General features: G+C 72.8%; 19 protein-coding genes. 12 read left to right on the top strand and 7 right to left on the bottom strand.

The window, feature by feature from the left end; all coding sequences use genetic code 11:
• Nucleotides 1–90: 90 nt before the first annotated feature.
• From ACWGB8_RS34050 to ACWGB8_RS34065, 4 genes are all read right to left on the bottom strand, one after another.
• Nucleotides 91–462 carry a hypothetical protein gene (locus tag ACWGB8_RS34050; RefSeq protein ID WP_452217523.1) on the bottom strand — a complete coding sequence of 124 codons (372 nt, stop codon included), beginning with the start codon at nucleotides 460–462 and terminating at the stop codon, nucleotides 91–93.
• Nucleotides 463–587: 125 nt separating this feature from the next.
• Nucleotides 588–869 carry a chaplin gene (locus ACWGB8_RS34055; protein ID WP_452217524.1) on the bottom strand — a complete coding sequence of 94 codons (282 nt, stop codon included), beginning with the start codon at nucleotides 867–869 and terminating at the stop codon, nucleotides 588–590.
• Nucleotides 870–979: 110 nt separating this feature from the next.
• Nucleotides 980–1,222: a chaplin gene (locus tag ACWGB8_RS34060; protein ID WP_452217525.1), complete on the bottom strand. Its 243-nt coding sequence runs from the start codon at nucleotides 1,220–1,222 to the stop codon at nucleotides 980–982.
• Nucleotides 1,223–1,538: 316 nt separating this feature from the next.
• On the bottom strand, nucleotides 1,539–1,790 hold the full coding sequence (locus tag ACWGB8_RS34065; RefSeq protein WP_452217526.1) for a chaplin: 252 nt from the start codon (nucleotides 1,788–1,790) through the stop codon (nucleotides 1,539–1,541).
• A 231-nt stretch (nucleotides 1,791–2,021) separates the two neighbouring features.
• Between ACWGB8_RS34065 and ACWGB8_RS34070 the strand changes: the two genes are divergently transcribed.
• From ACWGB8_RS34070 to ACWGB8_RS34085, 4 genes are all read left to right on the top strand, one after another.
• On the top strand, nucleotides 2,022–2,261 hold the full coding sequence (locus tag ACWGB8_RS34070) for a chaplin (protein WP_452217527.1): 240 nt from the start codon (nucleotides 2,022–2,024) through the stop codon (nucleotides 2,259–2,261).
• A 235-nt stretch (nucleotides 2,262–2,496) separates the two neighbouring features.
• Nucleotides 2,497–3,747, top strand: coding sequence for a hypothetical protein (locus tag ACWGB8_RS34075; RefSeq protein ID WP_452217528.1), 1,251 nt, complete (start codon nucleotides 2,497–2,499; stop codon nucleotides 3,745–3,747).
• Between the two features lie 110 nt (nucleotides 3,748–3,857).
• Complete coding sequence (locus tag ACWGB8_RS34080) at nucleotides 3,858–4,346, top strand: MarR family winged helix-turn-helix transcriptional regulator (RefSeq protein WP_452217529.1); 489 nt, start codon at nucleotides 3,858–3,860, stop codon at nucleotides 4,344–4,346.
• Nucleotides 4,347–4,465: 119 nt separating this feature from the next.
• Nucleotides 4,466–5,980: a DHA2 family efflux MFS transporter permease subunit gene (locus ACWGB8_RS34085; RefSeq protein ID WP_452217530.1), complete on the top strand. Its 1,515-nt coding sequence runs from the start codon at nucleotides 4,466–4,468 to the stop codon at nucleotides 5,978–5,980.
• Between the two features lie 55 nt (nucleotides 5,981–6,035).
• On the opposite strand, the gene ACWGB8_RS34090 is transcribed toward ACWGB8_RS34085, so the two are convergent.
• Complete coding sequence (locus tag ACWGB8_RS34090; RefSeq protein ID WP_452217531.1) at nucleotides 6,036–6,518, bottom strand: hypothetical protein; 483 nt, start codon at nucleotides 6,516–6,518, stop codon at nucleotides 6,036–6,038.
• Nucleotides 6,519–6,890: 372 nt separating this feature from the next.
• On the opposite strand from ACWGB8_RS34090, the gene hemL reads away from it, so the two are divergent.
• The 7 genes from hemL to ACWGB8_RS34125 all read left to right on the top strand — a co-directional run bounded on the left by hemL (nucleotide 6,891) and on the right by ACWGB8_RS34125 (nucleotide 13,873).
• Complete coding sequence (gene hemL, locus ACWGB8_RS34095) at nucleotides 6,891–8,222, top strand: glutamate-1-semialdehyde 2,1-aminomutase (RefSeq protein WP_452217532.1); 1,332 nt, start codon at nucleotides 6,891–6,893, stop codon at nucleotides 8,220–8,222.
• A gap of 67 nt (nucleotides 8,223–8,289) precedes the next feature.
• The gene (locus ACWGB8_RS34100) at nucleotides 8,290–8,937 is read left to right on the top strand and encodes a histidine phosphatase family protein (protein WP_452217541.1); all 648 of its coding nucleotides are present in this window, start codon (nucleotides 8,290–8,292) and stop codon (nucleotides 8,935–8,937) included.
• 101 nt (nucleotides 8,938–9,038) lie between these two features.
• Nucleotides 9,039–9,653, top strand: a complete 615-nt coding sequence (locus ACWGB8_RS34105) for a TlpA family protein disulfide reductase (protein ID WP_452217533.1) — start codon at nucleotides 9,039–9,041, stop codon at nucleotides 9,651–9,653.
• A complete protein-coding gene (locus ACWGB8_RS34110) occupies nucleotides 9,650–10,423 on the top strand; it encodes a cytochrome c biogenesis CcdA family protein (protein WP_452217534.1) in 774 nt (257 codons plus the stop codon). The genes ACWGB8_RS34105 and ACWGB8_RS34110 overlap by 4 nt, the downstream gene beginning before the upstream one ends.
• A gap of 2 nt (nucleotides 10,424–10,425) precedes the next feature.
• Nucleotides 10,426–12,204: a cytochrome c biogenesis protein ResB gene (gene resB / locus ACWGB8_RS34115; RefSeq protein ID WP_452217535.1), complete on the top strand. Its 1,779-nt coding sequence runs from the start codon at nucleotides 10,426–10,428 to the stop codon at nucleotides 12,202–12,204.
• 3 nt (nucleotides 12,205–12,207) lie between these two features.
• Nucleotides 12,208–13,344, top strand: coding sequence for a c-type cytochrome biogenesis protein CcsB (gene ccsB / locus ACWGB8_RS34120; RefSeq protein ID WP_452217536.1), 1,137 nt, complete (start codon nucleotides 12,208–12,210; stop codon nucleotides 13,342–13,344).
• A gap of 124 nt (nucleotides 13,345–13,468) precedes the next feature.
• Complete coding sequence (locus tag ACWGB8_RS34125; protein ID WP_452217537.1) at nucleotides 13,469–13,873, top strand: hypothetical protein; 405 nt, start codon at nucleotides 13,469–13,471, stop codon at nucleotides 13,871–13,873.
• Nucleotides 13,874–13,901: 28 nt separating this feature from the next.
• On the opposite strand, the gene ACWGB8_RS34130 is transcribed toward ACWGB8_RS34125, so the two are convergent.
• Nucleotides 13,902–14,969 carry a ScbA/BarX family gamma-butyrolactone biosynthesis protein gene (locus tag ACWGB8_RS34130; protein ID WP_452217538.1) on the bottom strand — a complete coding sequence of 356 codons (1,068 nt, stop codon included), beginning with the start codon at nucleotides 14,967–14,969 and terminating at the stop codon, nucleotides 13,902–13,904.
• A 287-nt stretch (nucleotides 14,970–15,256) separates the two neighbouring features.
• On the opposite strand from ACWGB8_RS34130, the gene ACWGB8_RS34135 reads away from it, so the two are divergent.
• On the top strand, nucleotides 15,257–15,856 hold the full coding sequence (locus ACWGB8_RS34135; RefSeq protein ID WP_452217539.1) for a ScbR family autoregulator-binding transcription factor: 600 nt from the start codon (nucleotides 15,257–15,259) through the stop codon (nucleotides 15,854–15,856).
• Nucleotides 15,857–15,888: 32 nt separating this feature from the next.
• Here the strand turns inward: ACWGB8_RS34135 and ACWGB8_RS34140 are convergent, their stop codons facing one another.
• A complete protein-coding gene (locus tag ACWGB8_RS34140) occupies nucleotides 15,889–16,533 on the bottom strand; it encodes a ScbR family autoregulator-binding transcription factor (protein WP_452217540.1) in 645 nt (214 codons plus the stop codon).
• Nucleotides 16,534–16,697: the final 164 nt, after the last annotated feature.

A 16,697-nucleotide genomic window follows, 5' to 3' on the forward strand; every position in this document is an offset into this window, starting at 1 on the left:
GTGCCCGTCCGGACGGGCACCGGGCTCGGCCGTGTGCGGGCGCGGGTGCGGGCGCGGCGCCGGCGGTCGGCGGCGCCGGGCCCCGCGGCGTCAGCCCGGGAGCACGTCCAGCAGCTGCCCGGCCACCGGCAGGTCGCGCGGGCCGCCGCCGTTGCTCAGCGGGCCGGTCAGGGTGCCGGTGCTGATCGGCGCCAGGCCGGAGTTGTCGGGCTGCAGGGTCGCGCCGTTGTTGAGCACGTCGGCCGAGGAGTTGGCCCACGGGTCGAGCCGCAGGTCCTTCAGCGGCGCGATGCCGTACCCGAGCCCGCTGGTGGTGCCGGAGAGCGCCTGGTCGAGGTCGGTGTGCTGGAGGTTGGCGCCGGCCTCGGGGCGGTCGGCGTGCGCGGTGCCCGCACCGAGCAGCAGGACGGCGCCGAGTGCGGCGAGGCCGGCCCCGCCGGCCTTGGTGAGCGTGGAAGCCATGCGGAATCACCCTTCGGGGGACGGTGGGTTCGAACGGGTGCACCCGGTGCGCGCCCGCTACGCCGAACTGCCCCCCGGCCGGCGGGCCGGGGGGCAGTTCGATGGGGACTCGTGCCGATCGGAGATCAGCAGTCCTCCTCCTCGTGCTCGTGGTGGTGGACCGGCGCCTCGACGTTGGCGCAGTGGTTGCCGAACGCCGGGTTCAGGGCGCCGATCACGTCGATGGTGTTGCCGCACAGGTTCAGCGGGATGTGCACCGGCACCTGCACCTGGTTGCCGGAGACGACGCCGGGGGAACCGGCGGCCACGCCCTCGGCACCGGAGCTGGCGACGGCCGAGCCGGCGCCGGCCAGCAGCAGGCTCGCGGCGGCGGCGGAGAGGACGGCGGCCTTCTTCACGTTCTGCATGGGGGTTGATCTCCTAGATCACACACGGGTTGAGCGCGCCGCACCCGCCGGAGTCCGGCGGGCGCGGCACGGGCTCGACAGCGGCGGTCGCCGGTTCAGCGACCGCCGATTCAGCCGATGTTGGCGCAGCTGTTGCCGAACGCCGGGTTCAGGATGCTGATGACGCCGATCGAGTTGCCGCAGACGTTGATCGGGATGTGCACCGGGATCTGGACCTGGTTGCCGGAGAGCACGCCGGGGGAGCCGGCGGCCACGCCCTGGGCGCCCGAGCTGGCGACGGCACCGCCGGCACCGGCGACGACGAGGCCGGCGGCGGCGATGGACAGGACGGCGGCCTTCTTGAGGTTGCGCATGGTGGTTCTTCCTCCGTTGTCTGCCCGACGGGATTGGGAAAGTCGGGAGCCGGGCGATCAGGATCATCGCCCGATGGTTTCCGGGGTGCCGTGATTGTCACTCCGGCGGCCCAAATGGATCGTGTCGTCCGTGGCTTGGACGCCGGCCGGCCGCCGTATTCCTGCGCCTGGCGAACAATTCCCGCACGGCCGGGGAGAATTCGTCCAGAGGCGCGACCAGGAGCAATTCCGCACGGGCACGGCCCGCGCTGGAAGGGGATCTCCCGGGAGTTCGTGGTCCGCCGGCCGGGGCGGGCCCGGCGGCGGTGGGGGTGGGTCAGGCGTTGGTGCAGTGGTTGCCGAACGCCGGGTTCAGGGCGCCGATCACGTCGAGGCTGTTGCCGCAGACGTTGAGCGGGATGTTCACCGGCACCTGGACCGAGTTGCCGGCCACGACGCCGGCGGAGTCGGCCGCGACGCCCTCGGCGGACGCGCCGTGGACCTGGTGGGCGGAGGCGGCGCCGGCACCGGCGACCAGCAGCGCGGCGGTGGCCGCGGTGCCGAAGGCGCCCTGGGCGAGCTTGCGCATGTGCGGTCTCGATTCGTTCGGGTCGTCCGGGACGACCGGGTGGAGCGTGTTCCGCCAGGGAGAACGAGGGACCGCGCGGCGGGAAACGGCCGGATGCGGTGATCACTCCGCCGGAGCGGACGGTTGAGCCGCACGGGTGACAGTCGACGGCCCGTCGCAACCGCCGGCGGGAGGGCTCGTTGGAGATGACGCACTCCCCGTGCAGCTATGTAGACAGTCAGGAGGCTCGTTATGAGCATCAAGAAGACGGCCGCCGTCGGCGCCGCTGTGGTAGGCATCGTCGCGGCCGGTGCGAGCACCGCGGTCGCCAGCTCCGGTGCCGAGGGTGTCGCCGCCGGTTCCCCGGGTGTCATCTCCGGCAACCAGATCCAGGTCCCGGTGCACGTGCCGGTCAACCTGTGCGGCAACTCCGTGAACATCGTCGGCCTGCTGAACCCGGCGTTCGGCAACCACTGCCTCAACGCGGGCTGATCCACGGCCGGTTCGGCCGGCGCGCGAGCCGCCGTCCCTCCGCCTCCCTCCTGGGGCGGCAGGGCCGGCGGCTCTCGGCATGCCCCCGCCCGCCGACCGCGGCCCGCGGGCCACCGGTTTTCGCCGGGTGCGGAAGGTTGACGGCTGAGGTCTGGACCGGGTGTCGTAGGCTCACCCGACAGTCGCCGCGTTCCGTGCCGCGCCGACCACGAACCGGGGCGGGAGTCCAGAGCTGATGAACACGGCACCGAGTGCGGCCCGTGAGCCGCGCGTCGAGAAGCCCGCGGAGGTGCAGGAGGCCCCGAGCCGCCTGATGGCCGCCGTGGACCGCTTCGCACCCGCCCTCGGCGCGTACGCCGTGGTCAAGGCGACCGGCCTGACCGTCTTCATGCTGCTGCTCCGGCACACCGGCGACTTCCTCAAGAAGGACGTCGGCCGCGGCGGCGGCGCGCAGCCCTGGGACGTGCTCGGCACCTGGGACGGCATCTGGTACCAGCGGATCGCGGTGGACGGCTACGACCCGCAGCTGATCCCGCTGCACGGCTACTACCTGGCCACCCACTACGAGAACTCGGCGGCGTTCTTCCCGCTGTACCCGTGGCTGATGCGGCTGGTCTCCTCGGTCACCGGGCTCGGCCCGTACGGCGCCGGGATCACCGTCTCGGTGCTGGCCTCCTTCGTCGCCGCGGCCGGCATCTTCGCGGTCGCCGACCGGCTGGGCGGCTTCCGGGCCGGCGTGGTCGCGGCGGCGATCTGGGGCCTCTTCCCGGGCTCCGGGGTGGAGTGGGCGGTCTATTCGGACTCGCTGTTCGTCGCGCTCTCGGCCTGGGCCTGCTACGCCGTGATGACCCGCCGCTGGCTCACCGCGGGCGTGCTCGCCCTGGTCGCCGGCCTCAACCGGCCCACCGCGGCGGTGCTGATCGCGGCGGTGTCGATCTCGGCGCTGGTGGCGCTGGTGCGCCGCAGGGACGGGATCGCCCGCCCGCTCACCGCGATGCTGATCACCCCGTGGGGCCTGCTCTGGTACGTCCTGTGGGTCGGCCACCGGATGGGCGAGTGGAACGGCTACTTCACGCTGCAGCGCGGCGCCTGGAACCGCTACTTCGACGGCGGCGCCTCCACCGCCCGGACCTTCCTCGACGTGATCACCGGGCACTGGGACTTCTGGCAGTCCAACCCGGTGCCGGACCTGATCGCGGTCGCCCTGCTGATCGCCCTGCCCGGTCTGCTGGTGCTGCTGATGCGCACCCGGCCGCCGCTGGTGCTGGTGCTCTACACGGTGCTGACGATCTTCACCGCGCTCAGCAGCAACCAGATCTTCGGCAACATCTCCCGCTACCTGCTGCCGGCCTTCCCGCTCTTCATCGGCCTGGCCTTCGCCCTGCGCAGGCTCCGGCTGCCGACCCTGGTCGGGCTGCTCGCCCTGCCGGCGGTGGCCTCGGGCTGGTACGCGGGCTACGCGCTCTTCGAGCTGGGCATCCCGTAAACCCCGGGCATCCCGTAAACCCCGGACATCCCGTAACCCCGGACATCCCCCAGGTGGATGGTCCGGCGCGGGATCATCCGGGAGCAGACGTCCTTGTTACGCTCGACGGCATGACGACGAGCCGCTCCACCCGCCAGGTCCGCGACCTCTCCGGGCTGCTGGACCACGCCAGTCACGTCCTCGCCACCCGGATGGCCGCCGCCTTCACCGAGCTGGGCATCACCCCGCGCGCCTACTGCGTGCTCTTCCATGCCCAGGAGGCCGAGCGCACCCAGATCCAGCTGGCCGAGCTCTCCGACCTCGACAAGACCACCATGGTCGTCACCGTGGACGAGCTGGAGAAGGCCGGTCTGGCCGAGCGCCGTCCGTCCGCCACCGACCGCCGGGCCCGGATCATCTCGGTGACGGACGCCGGCGCCGAGGCCGTGGTGCGCGGGACGGCGATCGCCGACCAGGTGCACCACGAGGTGCTGGAGGCGCTGCCGGAGCCGGAGCGCTCGGCCTTCGTCTCGGCGCTGTCGATGCTGGTGGAGGGCCATCTCGCGGAGCCGGTGGAGAGCGACCGCACGGTCCGCCGGGCGCGCCGCTCCCGGGGCTGAAACGCTGCCGAGCCGTCCGGCGGGGAGGTCCGCCCAAGGTTTGCTCCCGGAAAAGATAGTCCTGAACAAAACCATCTGTTAGTGTCTTACCCGGTAGCCGACGAACCGGGAGACCCGCCATGACCGCGCACGCACCCCACGAACCGCACAGCACCGCCCCCGTCCGCTCGCGCATGCTCGCCCTGGCGGTGCTGTGCGCGGGGATGCTGATGGTGATCCTGGACGGGAGCATCGTCACCGTCGCCCTCCCGGCGATCCAGCAGGACCTGGACTTCACCCCGGCCGACCTCACCTGGACGGTCAACGCCTACCTGATCGCCTTCGGCGGCCTGCTCCTGCTGGCGGGCCGCCTGGGCGACCTGATCGGCCGCAAGAAGGTCTTCGTCGCCGGGCTGGCGGTCTTCACTGCCGCCTCGCTGCTCTGCGCGACCGCCACCGACCAGGGCCTGCTGATCGCCGCCCGCTTCCTCCAGGGCACCGGCGGCGCCATGGCCTCCGCGGTCAGCCTCGGCATGATCGTCACGCTGTTCCCCGAACCCCGCGAGCGCGGCCGGGCGATCGGCGCCTTCGGCTTCGTCGGCGCGGCCGGCGCCTCGATCGGCCAGGTGCTCGGCGGTGTGCTCACCGAGGCGCTCGACTGGCACTGGATCTTCCTGATCAACCTGCCGCTCGGCCTGGCCGCCGTGCTGCTCGCCGTCCGGGTGCTGGAGGACGACCGCGGCCCCGGCCTGCGGGCCGGTACGGACGCGCTGGGCGCCGCCCTGATCACCGCCGCGCTGATGCTCGGCATCCACACCGTCGTCGGCACCGGCGAGCACGGCTGGGCCTCCGCCCGCACCCTCGTCCCCGGCGCCCTCGCCGTGCTGCTGCTCGTCGGCTTCGTGGTCCGGCAGGCGTTCGCGGCCTCCCCGCTGCTGCCGCTGCGGATGTTCCGCAACCGCAACGTCTCGGGTGCCAACGCCGTGCAGGCCCTGATGGTCTCCGCGCTGTTCGGCTTCCAGATCCTGATCGCGCTCTACCTGCAGAACGTGCTCGGCTACGGCGCCGCGGCCACCGGTCTCGCGATGCTCCCGGCGGCCCTGGCCATCGGCACCGTCTCGCTCGGCCTCTCCGCCCGGCTCAACGCCCGCTTCGGCGAGCGCACCGTACTGCTGGCCGGGCTGGTGCTGCTGATCGCCGCGCTCGGACTGCTCACCCGCCTCCCGGCCGACGCCCACTACGCCGTCCACCTGCTGCCCACCATGCTGCTGGCGGCCGGCTTCGGCCTGGCAGTCTCGGCGCTCACCGTGCTCGGGATGTCCGGCGCAGGACCGGCCGACGCGGGCGCCGCCTCGGGCCTGTTCAACACCACCCAGCAGGTCGGCGGCGCGCTCGGCGTGGCCGTCCTCTCCACCCTCGCCACCGGCCGGACGGAGGCCCTCGCCGCGGCGGGCGGCAGCACCGCCGAGGCGCTCACCGGCGGCTTCCGGCTGGCCTTCGAGATCGCCACCGGCTTCCTGGTCCTGGCCTTCGTGCTCGCCGCCCTGCTGCTGCGCCCGGCCCGTGCGCAGGCCGGTGCGGAGGGGGCCGGGGCCGCGGCGGAGGGGGCCGGCGCGGCCGGGTCCGCCGGGGAGCACCACCCGGTGCTGGTCTGACGGGAAGCCGGTCGGGGCCGCCGGGGCGACGACGCCCCGGCGGCCCCGGACGTCGTTACGGCCAGACCAGGCAGTACAGCTGGTGGCCGGCGTCGTGCAGGCGGTTGGCGAAGTCCTGCCACTCGTGCAGCATGCTGTAGATCACGAAGGCGTCGCGCGGCCCGCGGCGGTCGGGCACGGTGGACCAGATGAAGGCGGCGGCGCCGAGCTCCATGTCGTCCGCCTTGCGGAGCGGCTCGACGACGTTGTGCGGGAGCTGGACCACGGCGTAGTCGGGGTGGAGCACGACCAGCTCCAGCGGGGGCACCTGGTGCAGCGGTACGCCCTGGATGCCGGTGAGGACCATGGCGCTCATGGTCTCCGGCTTGATCTTGGTGGAGAGGTGGCCGTTGGTGGAGCCGCTGGTCTCCATGAGGTCCCCGAGCCGGCCGAGCGCGCCGAGCTCGCCCGCGTCCAGCCCGAGTCCTCCCGGGCCGAGCGCGGTGGGGACTCTGGCGGCCGTGGCCCGGTCGGGTGCCCCGAAGTACTTGTAGGTCACCCCCACGCGTCCCTCACCCCGCCTCTCGCCACCGCGACCGCCACGCCCCGTACCCGCTCCCGTACCCCCGCGTGCGGTCTCGGCGGGCCTGCGGGAGCCACCCGCGGCCTCGTCGTGGCCGTCCTGCGCCTCGGACACTCGGACCATCCTCACCGGAATTCGCCGGAATCGACAGACCCCCGCACGTCCGGTGTCCTCCGGACGTGCTCCTTACCCGTCATTTGCCGCCGTAACCAGTCACGGTACGCGGCAGCCCCGTCGGACGACGGGGACCCCCATGTTGTACGGATAACCGTACAGACTTCGCCACCCGGATCATCGTTCCAGATGATCGGGTCCGACATGCAGAGGTGAAGGACACGATTTGAGACCATGTCTCCCGTGAGCTACCCCTACGAAGCACCTCAGTCCCAGTCGCTGTTCGACCGCGCCTCGGTCGTGACCCCCGGCGGCGTCAACTCCCCGGTGCGCGCCTTCCGCGCGGTCGGCGGTACGCCGCGCTTCATGGTGTCCGGCACCGGCCCCCTCCTCACCGACGCCGACGGCCGCGAGTACGTCGACCTGGTGTGCTCGTGGGGTCCGATGATCCTGGGCCACGCGCACCCGGCCGTCCTGGACGCCGTGCAGCAGGCCGTGACCCGCGGCACGTCGTTCGGCACGCCCGGCCAGGGCGAGGTCGAACTGGCCGAGGAGATCGTCGCACGGGTCGCCCCGGTGGAGCAGGTCCGCCTGGTCTCCTCGGGCACCGAGGCGACCATGTCGGCGATCCGGCTGGCCCGGGGCTTCACCGGCCGCGCCAAGGTCGTGAAGTTCGCCGGCTGCTACCACGGACATGTGGACGCGCTGCTGGCCGCCGCCGGTTCCGGGGTCGCCACCTTCGGTCTGCCGGACACCCCGGGCGTCACCGGCGCCCAGGCCGGCGACACCATCGTGCTGCCCTACAACGACCTGGCGGCCGTGGAGGCGGCGTTCGCGGCGCACCCCGGCGAGATCGCCTGCGTGATCACCGAGGCCTCGCCCGGCAACATGGGCGTCGTCCCGCCCTTGCCCGGCTTCAACGGCGGCCTGGCCCGCCTCTGCCGGGAGAACGGCGCGCTGTTCATCTCCGACGAGGTGATGACCGGCTTCCGCGTCTCCCGGGCCGGCTGGTACGGCCTGGAGGCCGCGCACGAGGGCTGGGCGCCCGACCTGCTGACCTTCGGCAAGGTCATGGGCGGCGGCTTCCCGGCCGCGGCCTTCGGCGGCCGGCGCGACGTGATGGCGCACCTGGCCCCGGCCGGTCCGGTCTACCAGGCGGGCACGCTGTCCGGGAACCCGGTCGCCACCGCGGCCGGCCTGGCCCAGCTGCGCGGCTGCACCGACGAGGTGTACGCGACCGTCGACCGGGTGGCCGCCGAGGTCTCCGGCCTGGTCACCGCCGCGCTGTCCAAGGAGGGCGTGGCGCACCGGGTGCAGACCGCGGGCAGCATGTTCTCGGTCTTCTTCACCGAGGCGCAGGTCACGAACTACGACGAGGCGAAGACCCAGGAGGCCTTCCGCTTCAACGCCTTCTTCCACTCGATGCTCAGCCAGGGCGTCTACCTGCCGCCGTCCGCCTTCGAGTCCTGGTTCGTCTCGGCGTCCCACGACGAGCGGGCGATCGAGCGGATCGCCGCCGCCCTCCCCGCCGCCGCACGTGCCGCCGCCGAGGCCCAGCCCGCGTAGCCGTCGCGGCCGACCCCCCCAGGAGAACCGAGAAGTGAGCGCCAAAGAGATCACCGTCGTGCACCTCATGCGGCACGGTGAGGTGCACAACCCGGAGGGCATCCTGTACGGACGCCTGCCGGGATACCGCCTGTCCGAGCTGGGCCGGCAGATGGCCGAACGGGTCGCCGAGGACCTCGCCGGCCGGGACATCACGCACGTCGTGGCGTCCCCGCTGGAGCGGGCCCAGGAGACCGCCGAGCCGATCGCCAAGGCCCACGGGCTGGACGTCGCGGTGGACGGGCGGCTGATCGAGGCGGAGAACGTCTTCGAGGGCAAGACCTTCGGAGTCGGCGACGGCTCGCTGAAGAACCCGGGCTACTGGAAGCACCTCACCAACCCGTTCCGGCCCTCCTGGGGCGAGCCGTACATCGAGCAGGTGGTCCGGATGATGGGCGCGCTCGCCGCGGCCCGGGACGCCGCGCGCGGGCACGAGGCGGTCTGCGTCAGCCACCAGCTGCCGATCTGGATCGTCCGCTCCTTCGTGGAGCGCCGCCGGCTCTGGCACGACCCGCGCAACCGGCAGTGCTCGCTGGCCTCGCTGACCAGCTTCACCTACGAGGGCGACCGGATCGTCTCGGTCGGCTACCGCGAGCCGGCCCGCGATCTGCTGCCCGCGCACCTGGTCGGCAAGGGCGGGAAGTCGAAGCCGGTGGGTAAGAGCTTCGGGGCCTGACCGTCCGTACGGGGCGCGGCTCAGCCGCAGGTCAGAGGGGGTTCGGCGGGTTATGCCGGACCCCCCGGAACCTGCCCGGACCAGCATGCGAAACTTTTCACATGTCTGGCACGACGCGCCCCCGCCCCCGTCTCGCCGCTGCGGCTGCGGCCACCCTCGCCGCCGCCGCGCTGGTGCTCACCGGCTGCTCCTCCGATTCCACGGACGGCGGTGACGGCAAGGTCGGTTTCGTGACAGCCAAGGGCAGTACCGTCGCCACGGCGGCCCCCGGCCACCGCCAGGACGCCCCCGACGTCTCCGGCAAGACCCTGGAGGGTACGCCGGTCAAGCTCTCCGACTACCGCGGCAAGGTCGTCGTCCTCAACGTCTGGGGCTCCTGGTGCGGCCCGTGCCGGACCGAGGCCGACGACCTCCAGCGGATCTGGGAGAAGTACCAGGGCCAGGGTGTCCAGTTCCTCGGCATCAACACCCGGGACAGCGAGGCCGCCAACGCCGTCCGCTTCGAGCAGGAGAAGGGCGTCACCTTCCCCAGCCTGTTCGACCCGGCCGGCGAGCAGCTGCTGAAGTTCCCCAAGGGCAGCCTCAACCCGCAGTCCATCCCGACCACCCTGGTGGTCGACCGCGACGGCAAGCTGGCCGCCCGGGCCGTCGGCGGCCAGACCGACGAGGCCCTGGAGGCGATGCTGCAGCCGATCGTCGCGGAGCAGAAGAAGTGAGCGCCGCACTGCAGCTCGCCGATTCGGCCGGCACCGTCCAGGGGGGCGCCCTGCTGCTCGCGGTGCCGATCGCGCTCGCGGCCGGCCTGCTGTCGTTCTTCTCGCCCTGCGTGCTGCCGCTGGTGCCCGGCTACCTCTCGTACGTCACCGGCTTCTCCGCCGCCGACCTCGCGGACGCACGCGGGGCCAGGCGCGGGCGGATGCTGCTCGGGGCGCTGCTCTTCATCCTCGGCTTCACCGCCGTCTTCGTCTCCGGCGGCGCCCTCTTCGGCTACTTCGGCGACACGCTGCAGGCGCACAAGCGGGCCATCGCGATCGTGCTGGGCTCGGTGACCGTCGTCATGGGCCTGGCCTTCATGGGCCTGGTGCCCGGCCTCAGCATGCGCGAGCTGCGCTCGCACCGCCGGCCGGCGATCGGCCTGGTCGGCGCCCCGCTGCTGGGCGTGGTCTTCGGGGTCGGCTGGACGCCGTGCATCGGCCCGACGATGACCGCCATCCAGACACTCGCCCTCAACGAGGCCGACGCCGGCCGTGCCGCACTGCTGATGACCGCCTACTGCCTGGGCCTCGGCGTACCGTTCGTCGTGGCCGCGCTGGCCTTCCGCCGGGCGCTCGGCGCCTTCGGGTGGGTCAAGCGGCACTACCCGCTCGTGATGCGGATCGGCGGCGGCATGCTCGTCGCGGTCGGCCTGCTGCTCGTCACCGGGGTGTGGGACGCGATGGTGAGCGAGATGCAGAACATGACCGCCGACTTCCAGATCGGAATCTGACCGTGAGCAAGACCACGACCGGGACCGACCAGGAGTCCCGGCCGACCCCCGAGGACGACGTCGAGCGCCTCAGCACCGCCCCCGTGGAGTCGGACGGCCCGGTCGGCATCGGGGTGATCGGCTGGGCCCGCTGGATGTGGCGGCAGCTGACCTCCATGCGGGTCGCGCTGATCCTGCTGTTCCTGCTCTCGCTGGCCTCGATCCCCGGCTCGCTGATCCCGCAGAACGGGCAGAACGAGTTCAAGGTGCAGGCCTGGAAGGCCCAGCACACCACGGTCGCCCCGATCTACGACCGGCTGCAGCTGTTCGACGTCTACAGCTCGGTCTGGTTCTCGGCGATCTACATCCTGCTGTTCGTCTCGCTGGCCGGCTGCATCGTCCCGCGCACCTGGCAGTTCGTCGGCGTGCTCCGCGCGCAGCCGCCGGCCGCCCCGCGCAACCTGACCCGGATGCCGGTGTACGCGGCCTGGCGCACCGACGCGGACGCCGCGCGGGTCAACGAGGCCGCCCACCGGCTGCTGCGCAAGCGGCGCTTCCGGGCCCACCTCGGGGGCGGCGCGGTCGCCGCCGAGAAGGGCTACCTGCGCGAGGTCGGCAACCTGGCCTTCCACCTGTCGCTGTTCGCCCTGCTCGGCGGCTTCGCCTGGGCGAGCCTGGGCAGCGGCTCCGGCGGCAAGCTGATGGTCGAGGGCGAGGGCTACTCCAACACCATCACCCAGCTCGACGACTTCACCGGCTCGGCGTTCTATGGCACCAAGGACCTCGACCCCTTCTACCTGAAGCTGAACGGCTTCACCTCGCGGTTCCAGTCCAAGGGCGACCAGATCGGCGCCGCCCGGGAGTTCACCGCGCACGTCGAGTACTACAAGGGCAGCAACTCCTCGAAGCTCCGCAAGGACACCATCGAGGTCAACCACCCGCTGGAGATCGACGGCACCAAGGTCTTCCTGATCGGGCACGGCTACGCCCCGGTGGTGACGGTCCGCAACGCCGCGGGCGAGGTCGTCTACAGCGGCGCCACCGCCTTCCTGCCCCAGGACGGCAACCTGACCTCCACCGGCGTCGTCAAGGTCTCCGACTACGGCGACAAGGACGGGAAGAAGACCCAGATGGGCTTCTCCGGCTTCTTCCTGCCGACCGCCCCGGTCAGCTTCGAGAACACCGGCCCGGTCTCGCTCTTCCCCGGCGACGCCGACCCGGTGCTGGTGCTGAACGCCTTCGCCGGCGACCTCGGCACCGACTCCGGCCTGCCGCAGAACATCTACCAGCTGGACACCAAGAAGCTGACCCAGCTCCAGCGGGACGGCCAGCCCGCCCGCGCCCGGCTGCAGCCCGGCCAGGCGTGGACCCTGCCGGACGGCTACGGCACCGTCACCTTCGACGGCTACAAGCAGTGGGCGAGCTTCCAGATCTCCCACCGCCCGGGCAACGAGGTCGCCCTCGTCGGCGCGGTGGCGGCGATCCTCGGCCTGATCGGCTCGCTGTTCGTGCAGCGCCGCCGGATCTGGGTCCGGGCGGTCGCCCTGCCCGACGGCGGCACCCTGGTCGAACTGGCCGGGCTGGCCCGCAGCGAGTCCGCGAAGATCGCGGAGGAGCTGGCCGAACTCGCGGTGGAGTTGCAGGACGACGCCCCCGCGACCGACGACCCCTCGACCGACGACCCCGCGACCGAGGGCCCCGTCGCCGAGGACCCCCCCACCGACGGGTCCTCGACCGACGACCCCCCGACCGGGGGCCCCGCAGACCCCGTTGTCCCTGCCGACCAGAACTCCAAGGAGTAGACGGTGCATCTCGCCGCGGCGGTCGACCCCCAACTGGCCGACCTCTCCAACAAGCTGATCTATTCGGCCATGGCCGTCTACCTGATCGCCATGTTCGCCCACATGTTCGAGTGGACCTTCGGCAGCAAGGGCGCCGTCGCCGTCCGCTCCGCCGAACAGTCGACCCTGGCCGAGACCGCCGCCTCGGCCGACGCCAAGGGTGCCAAGGGCGCCAAGAAGGTCACCGTCACCGTCGCCTCCGCGACCGGCGGCACCACCACGCTGACCCGCACCGCCCTCGCGGGCAAGGGCGCGACGGTCGTCACCAGCGGCCGCGACGAGGAGGACGAGGACGGCCCCGGCGCCGCCGGCACCAGTGAGAAGGCCGACCTGGCCGGCCGCATCGCCGTCTCGCTGACCGTCCTCGGCGTCCTGCTGCACGCCGCCGCCGTGGTCGCCCGGGGCCTGTCGGTCTCGCGCTGGCCGTGGGGCAACATGTACGAGTTCTCCTGTGCCTTCGCGCTCGCCATGACCGCCTCCTACCTGGGGCTGCTGGCCGCGAAGAAGAAGGTCCGCTGGCTCGGCCTGCCGGTCGTCCTCGCCGTGCTGCTCACCCTGGGCGTCGCCGTCTCGGTGCTCTACACCGAGTCCGAGGAGCTCGTCCCGGCGCTGCACTCCTACTGGCTGGCCATCCACGTCTCCACCGCGATCATCTGCGGCGGCGCGCTGTACGCGGCCTTCATCGCCACCCTGCTCTACCTGGCGAAGGACTCCTTCGACCGCCGGATGGCGGCCGGCCTGACCACCGGCCCGCTCGGCACCTCGGCGTCGATCTGGCGCCGGCTGCCGGCCGCGTCGACCTTCGACAAGCTGTCCTACCGCATCAACGCCCTGGTCTTCCCGCTCTGGACCTTCACCATCATCGCGGGCGCCATCTGGGCCGAGGCCGCCTGGGGCAAGTACTGGGAGTGGGACCCGAAGGAGACCTGGTCCTTCATCACCTGGGTCGCCTACGCCTGCTACCTGCACGCCCGGGCCACCGCCGGCTGGAAGGGGCGCAAGGCCGCGTACCTCGCGGTGCTGGCCTTCGCCTGCTACCTGTTCAACTACTACGGCGTGAACATCTTCGTCACCGGAAAGCACTCCTACGCGGGCGTCTGACCGGGCCGATCGCCACACCGAGGGCCCGGCTCCGCAGAACGGAAGCCGGGCCTTCGTTCTGAGAACCGTTCCACAAGAGCGTCACCGAAGAGCTGTACTGAGAGCGTCGAGGAGGAATCGCGCAATGGAGTGCGACGAGGTCATGCTGACCGTCCGAATCACCGCCGCCGAGCGGATGCTGCTGCGCAGGCTCGCGCAGGGGCACCGCAGCGATGTGTCGGAGGTGGTGGCGGACGGCCTGCTGGACGTCATCCCCACCCTCAGCACGCACGCCGCCGCCTACCGGCTGCTGGGTTCCCTGGCGACCCCCGCGCCGTGCGCGCTGACGGTCTGGCTGCCGACCCCGCTGGCCGACCTGCTGGTGCCGGGCGCCGCCCGGATCGCCCAGGTCACCGAGGTGCGGATCGGCTCGGCGAGCGCCATGCTGGGCGCCGCGCTGCGGCTCTGGCTGGCCCAGGACCCGGGCCTGCTGGCCGCCAACCTCAGCGTGATGCACGCGGGCCGGCCGGCCGCCCTGGTGGCCGCCTGACGCCCCCGCCCCAGGCCTGACACGGGGCCTAGCAGGCCAGCGGCAGCCGGCGGCCGTGCACCGGGCCCGCGCCGCAGGCGGCCAGGTCGGACGGCACGTCCGGCCGGGCCGGGGCCGGCTCCAGCGGCTCGGTGACCACCCGGCACTCGGCCGCCGTCCGGCCGTCCTGCTCCAGCACCACCCGGATCGCCGACCGCTGCCGCTCGCGTCCGGCGGGCTCGTCCGCCGCCCGGACCAGGCACGGCCGGTCCAGCTCGATGAAGCCGCTGAAGGACGCCGCCAGCTCGACCGGTGCGACCGGCTCCGGGTAGTGCAGCCGCTGGGCCGCCTGCCGGGCGGCCTCCAGCACCAGCATCCCCGGCACGTGGTCCAGCGGCTGGTCGAACAGCACCGGGTGCCGGACGTCGGTGCGCAGCCACCAGCCGTCCGGCGGCCGGGCCGGGCTGAGCACCACGTCCTGCGGCTGCTCCCGCCCGACGAGTTCCGGCACGGTCGGGGTGGCGGGCACCGCGGGCACTCCCGGGGCGGCGGTCCGCCCGCCGGCGGCTGCGCGGTGGACGCCGCCGCGCAGCCGCGCGTACGCGGCCGGGGTGAGCACCCGCAGCTGGACGGAGCCCTGTCCGAGCGGGCGGCCGTCCCGTTCGAGTTCGGTGTGGATACGCAGCGAGAAGAGCCGGCCGTACCGCATGCGGACGTCCTGGCAGCCGATCCGGAGCATCAGCGAGGCGGGCCCGGCGGTGACGGCGAGCGCGGCCGGGTCGACGCGGTAGGAGAGCTCGTCGAGGGCGAAGTGGTGGTCGTGGGGGACGCCGAAGCCGACGTGGCCGATCAGCAGGGCGGCCTGCCGGAGGGTCTCGGCGACCAGCACCGGGTCGTGCCGGCGGTCGCCGGGGAGCCGGTAGAAGCCGTGCGAGCGCGGCCACTGGGCGCCGACCAGGAAGTCGTACGGGCCGGTGGCCTGCCAGCCGGTGATGAAGACCTCGGAGACCGAGGCGCGGTGGACGAGGTGCCGGGAGACGGTGCGCTCGTGGAAGTCGTAGCCGGGGGAGGGGTGGGGATAGACGCCGTCCGTGTCGGGTGCTGCATGGAAAGGCATGTGCTGGCCCCACTCCCGGGAGTCGGTCGACGCCGCGCCAGGCGGCTGGAATGAAACATACAGACCACCCGGTTTCTCGTCCGAGCCCGGGGTCGGTGCTGGCGGCCCCCCGTAGCCGCGGTTGACCTACCCCGGTTGGACTGGGCAAATGCCGGAGGTGTCAGGATCAGTCGATGGGCGGGGGTGTTATCCCCGCTGGACGGCGGGGTCCGCGCAGGCGCTAGATTTAGATACCAACCATGCGGTTTCGGCTCTGCCCTGCCGCACGCCGAGGCCGGAGGGGCCAAGTGGTCAAGCAGGAACGCGCGGAGCGGACCAGGCAGGCCGTTCTGCTCGCCGCCGCGGACACCTTCGCGGACACCGGGTTCGAGTCGGCCAGCCTGGTGGACATCAGCCGCCGGGCGGGGGTCAGCAAGGGCGCCCTCTACTTCCACTTCGTCTCCAAGCAGGCGCTCGCGGACGGTGTGCGCACCGCCGCGGGCCGCCAGGTGGGCGCTGCCGCCCTGGTCGCCCTGCGCGCCGAGGGCTCGCCGCTGCGGGCGCTGACCGACCTCGCGCTGGACCTCGCCCGGCTGCTGCGCGAGGACGTGGTGGTGCGGGCCGGCGTCCAGCTCGGCCGGCAGTGCGCGCTCGGCGCCGGCGTCCGGGACTGGCGCAGCCTCACCGCGGTCTTCCAGCGCCTGCTGGACCGCGCCGCGCAGGCCGGCGAACTGCGCCCGGGCGCCGATCCGCACCGGGCGGCGGAGCTGCTGGCGACCCTCGCGGCCGGGCTGGTCGTGCTCGGCACGGAGGACCCGGCCCGGCTGCGGCCGGAGGCGGTCCGCGAGCTGTGGACCGCCGCCCTGCCCGCGCTCGCCCCGGTCGCCGACGACCTCTGTCCGGTCTGACGGCGGGCGCCCGGGGGCCCGGGTGGCCGTGGCTACTCGGCGGAGCCCGGACCGGCGTCCGGTCCGGCGTCCGGTTCGGAGAGGTCGAGCCGGGCGAGCGTCTCGGGGGTGACCAGGCCGGGCAGCAGCAGCGTCCACAGGTCGGTCATCCGCGGCAGCAGGTCGCGCCGTGCGGAGAGCACCTGGGAGCTGAGCTGGATGCCGGTGACCGCCCCGGTGACCACGTCGGCGGCCCGGGCGGTGTCCGGTCCCGGCAGCAGCTCGCCGGCCCGGCGGGCCTGCTCCAGCAGTTCGCCGACGGCGACCGACCAGCCGCGGTAGGCGGCGACCTGGGGTTCGGTGAAGCTGCCGTGCTCGATGGTCAGCCGGATGCTGCCGCGCACCAGCGGGTCGTCCTGGAGGGCGCGGGCGAAGGCGTAGCCGAGGTCGATCAGGGTCTGCACCGGGCTGTCGGAGCGGGGCTTCCAGCCGGACAGCCAGGCGGCCTGGCCCTCGATGACGGCGAGCGCCAGCTCCTCCTTGGAGTGGAAGTGGAAGTACAGCGCGCCCTTGGTGACCCCGGCGCGTTCCAGGATGTCCGCCATGGTGGCCGCCGCGTAGCCGCGTTCGTCGAAGACCTCGGCCGCCGCGCGGAGTACCGCCTGGCGGGTCGCCAGTGCGCGGGCCTGCCTGGCCATCGCGGCCTCCCTCGATCTCGTCGGCCACAACCGTTCGGCCGGAATTGTAGCGATGCGGCGGCCGCGGTCCGCTCCGGCCGGGCGGCGCCGGCCAGGGCTCGAGTCACTGATACACAACAGGCGCTGCCGAGGAATAAAGTAGTGTAGAGCACGCTGGACGCCGT

The sequence above is a fragment of the Kitasatospora sp. NPDC054939 genome, from assembly GCF_053610105.1.

Excerpts from the sequence above, each read along its gene's own strand:
- ACWGB8_RS34050 (WP_452217523.1), bottom strand. The coding sequence starts at position 462 with ATGGCTTCCACGCTCACCAAGGCCGGCGGGGCCGGCCTCGCCGCACTC.
- ACWGB8_RS34055 (WP_452217524.1), bottom strand. The coding sequence starts at position 869 with ATGCAGAACGTGAAGAAGGCCGCCGTCCTCTCCGCCGCCGCCGCGAGC.
- ACWGB8_RS34060 (WP_452217525.1), bottom strand. The coding sequence starts at position 1,222 with ATGCGCAACCTCAAGAAGGCCGCCGTCCTGTCCATCGCCGCCGCCGGC.
- ACWGB8_RS34065 (WP_452217526.1), bottom strand. The coding sequence starts at position 1,790 with ATGCGCAAGCTCGCCCAGGGCGCCTTCGGCACCGCGGCCACCGCCGCG.
- ACWGB8_RS34070 (WP_452217527.1), top strand. The coding sequence starts at position 2,022 with ATGAGCATCAAGAAGACGGCCGCCGTCGGCGCCGCTGTGGTAGGCATC.
- ACWGB8_RS34075 (WP_452217528.1), top strand. The coding sequence starts at position 2,497 with ATGAACACGGCACCGAGTGCGGCCCGTGAGCCGCGCGTCGAGAAGCCC.
- ACWGB8_RS34080 (WP_452217529.1), top strand. The coding sequence starts at position 3,858 with ATGACGACGAGCCGCTCCACCCGCCAGGTCCGCGACCTCTCCGGGCTG.
- ACWGB8_RS34085 (WP_452217530.1), top strand. The coding sequence starts at position 4,466 with ATGACCGCGCACGCACCCCACGAACCGCACAGCACCGCCCCCGTCCGC.
- hemL (WP_452217532.1), top strand. The coding sequence starts at position 6,891 with ATGTCTCCCGTGAGCTACCCCTACGAAGCACCTCAGTCCCAGTCGCTG.
- ACWGB8_RS34100 (WP_452217541.1), top strand. The coding sequence starts at position 8,290 with ATGCGGCACGGTGAGGTGCACAACCCGGAGGGCATCCTGTACGGACGC.
- ACWGB8_RS34105 (WP_452217533.1), top strand. The coding sequence starts at position 9,039 with ATGTCTGGCACGACGCGCCCCCGCCCCCGTCTCGCCGCTGCGGCTGCG.
- ACWGB8_RS34125 (WP_452217537.1), top strand. The coding sequence starts at position 13,469 with ATGGAGTGCGACGAGGTCATGCTGACCGTCCGAATCACCGCCGCCGAG.
- ACWGB8_RS34130 (WP_452217538.1), bottom strand. The coding sequence starts at position 14,969 with ATGCCTTTCCATGCAGCACCCGACACGGACGGCGTCTATCCCCACCCC.
- ACWGB8_RS34140 (WP_452217540.1), bottom strand. The coding sequence starts at position 16,533 with ATGGCCAGGCAGGCCCGCGCACTGGCGACCCGCCAGGCGGTACTCCGC.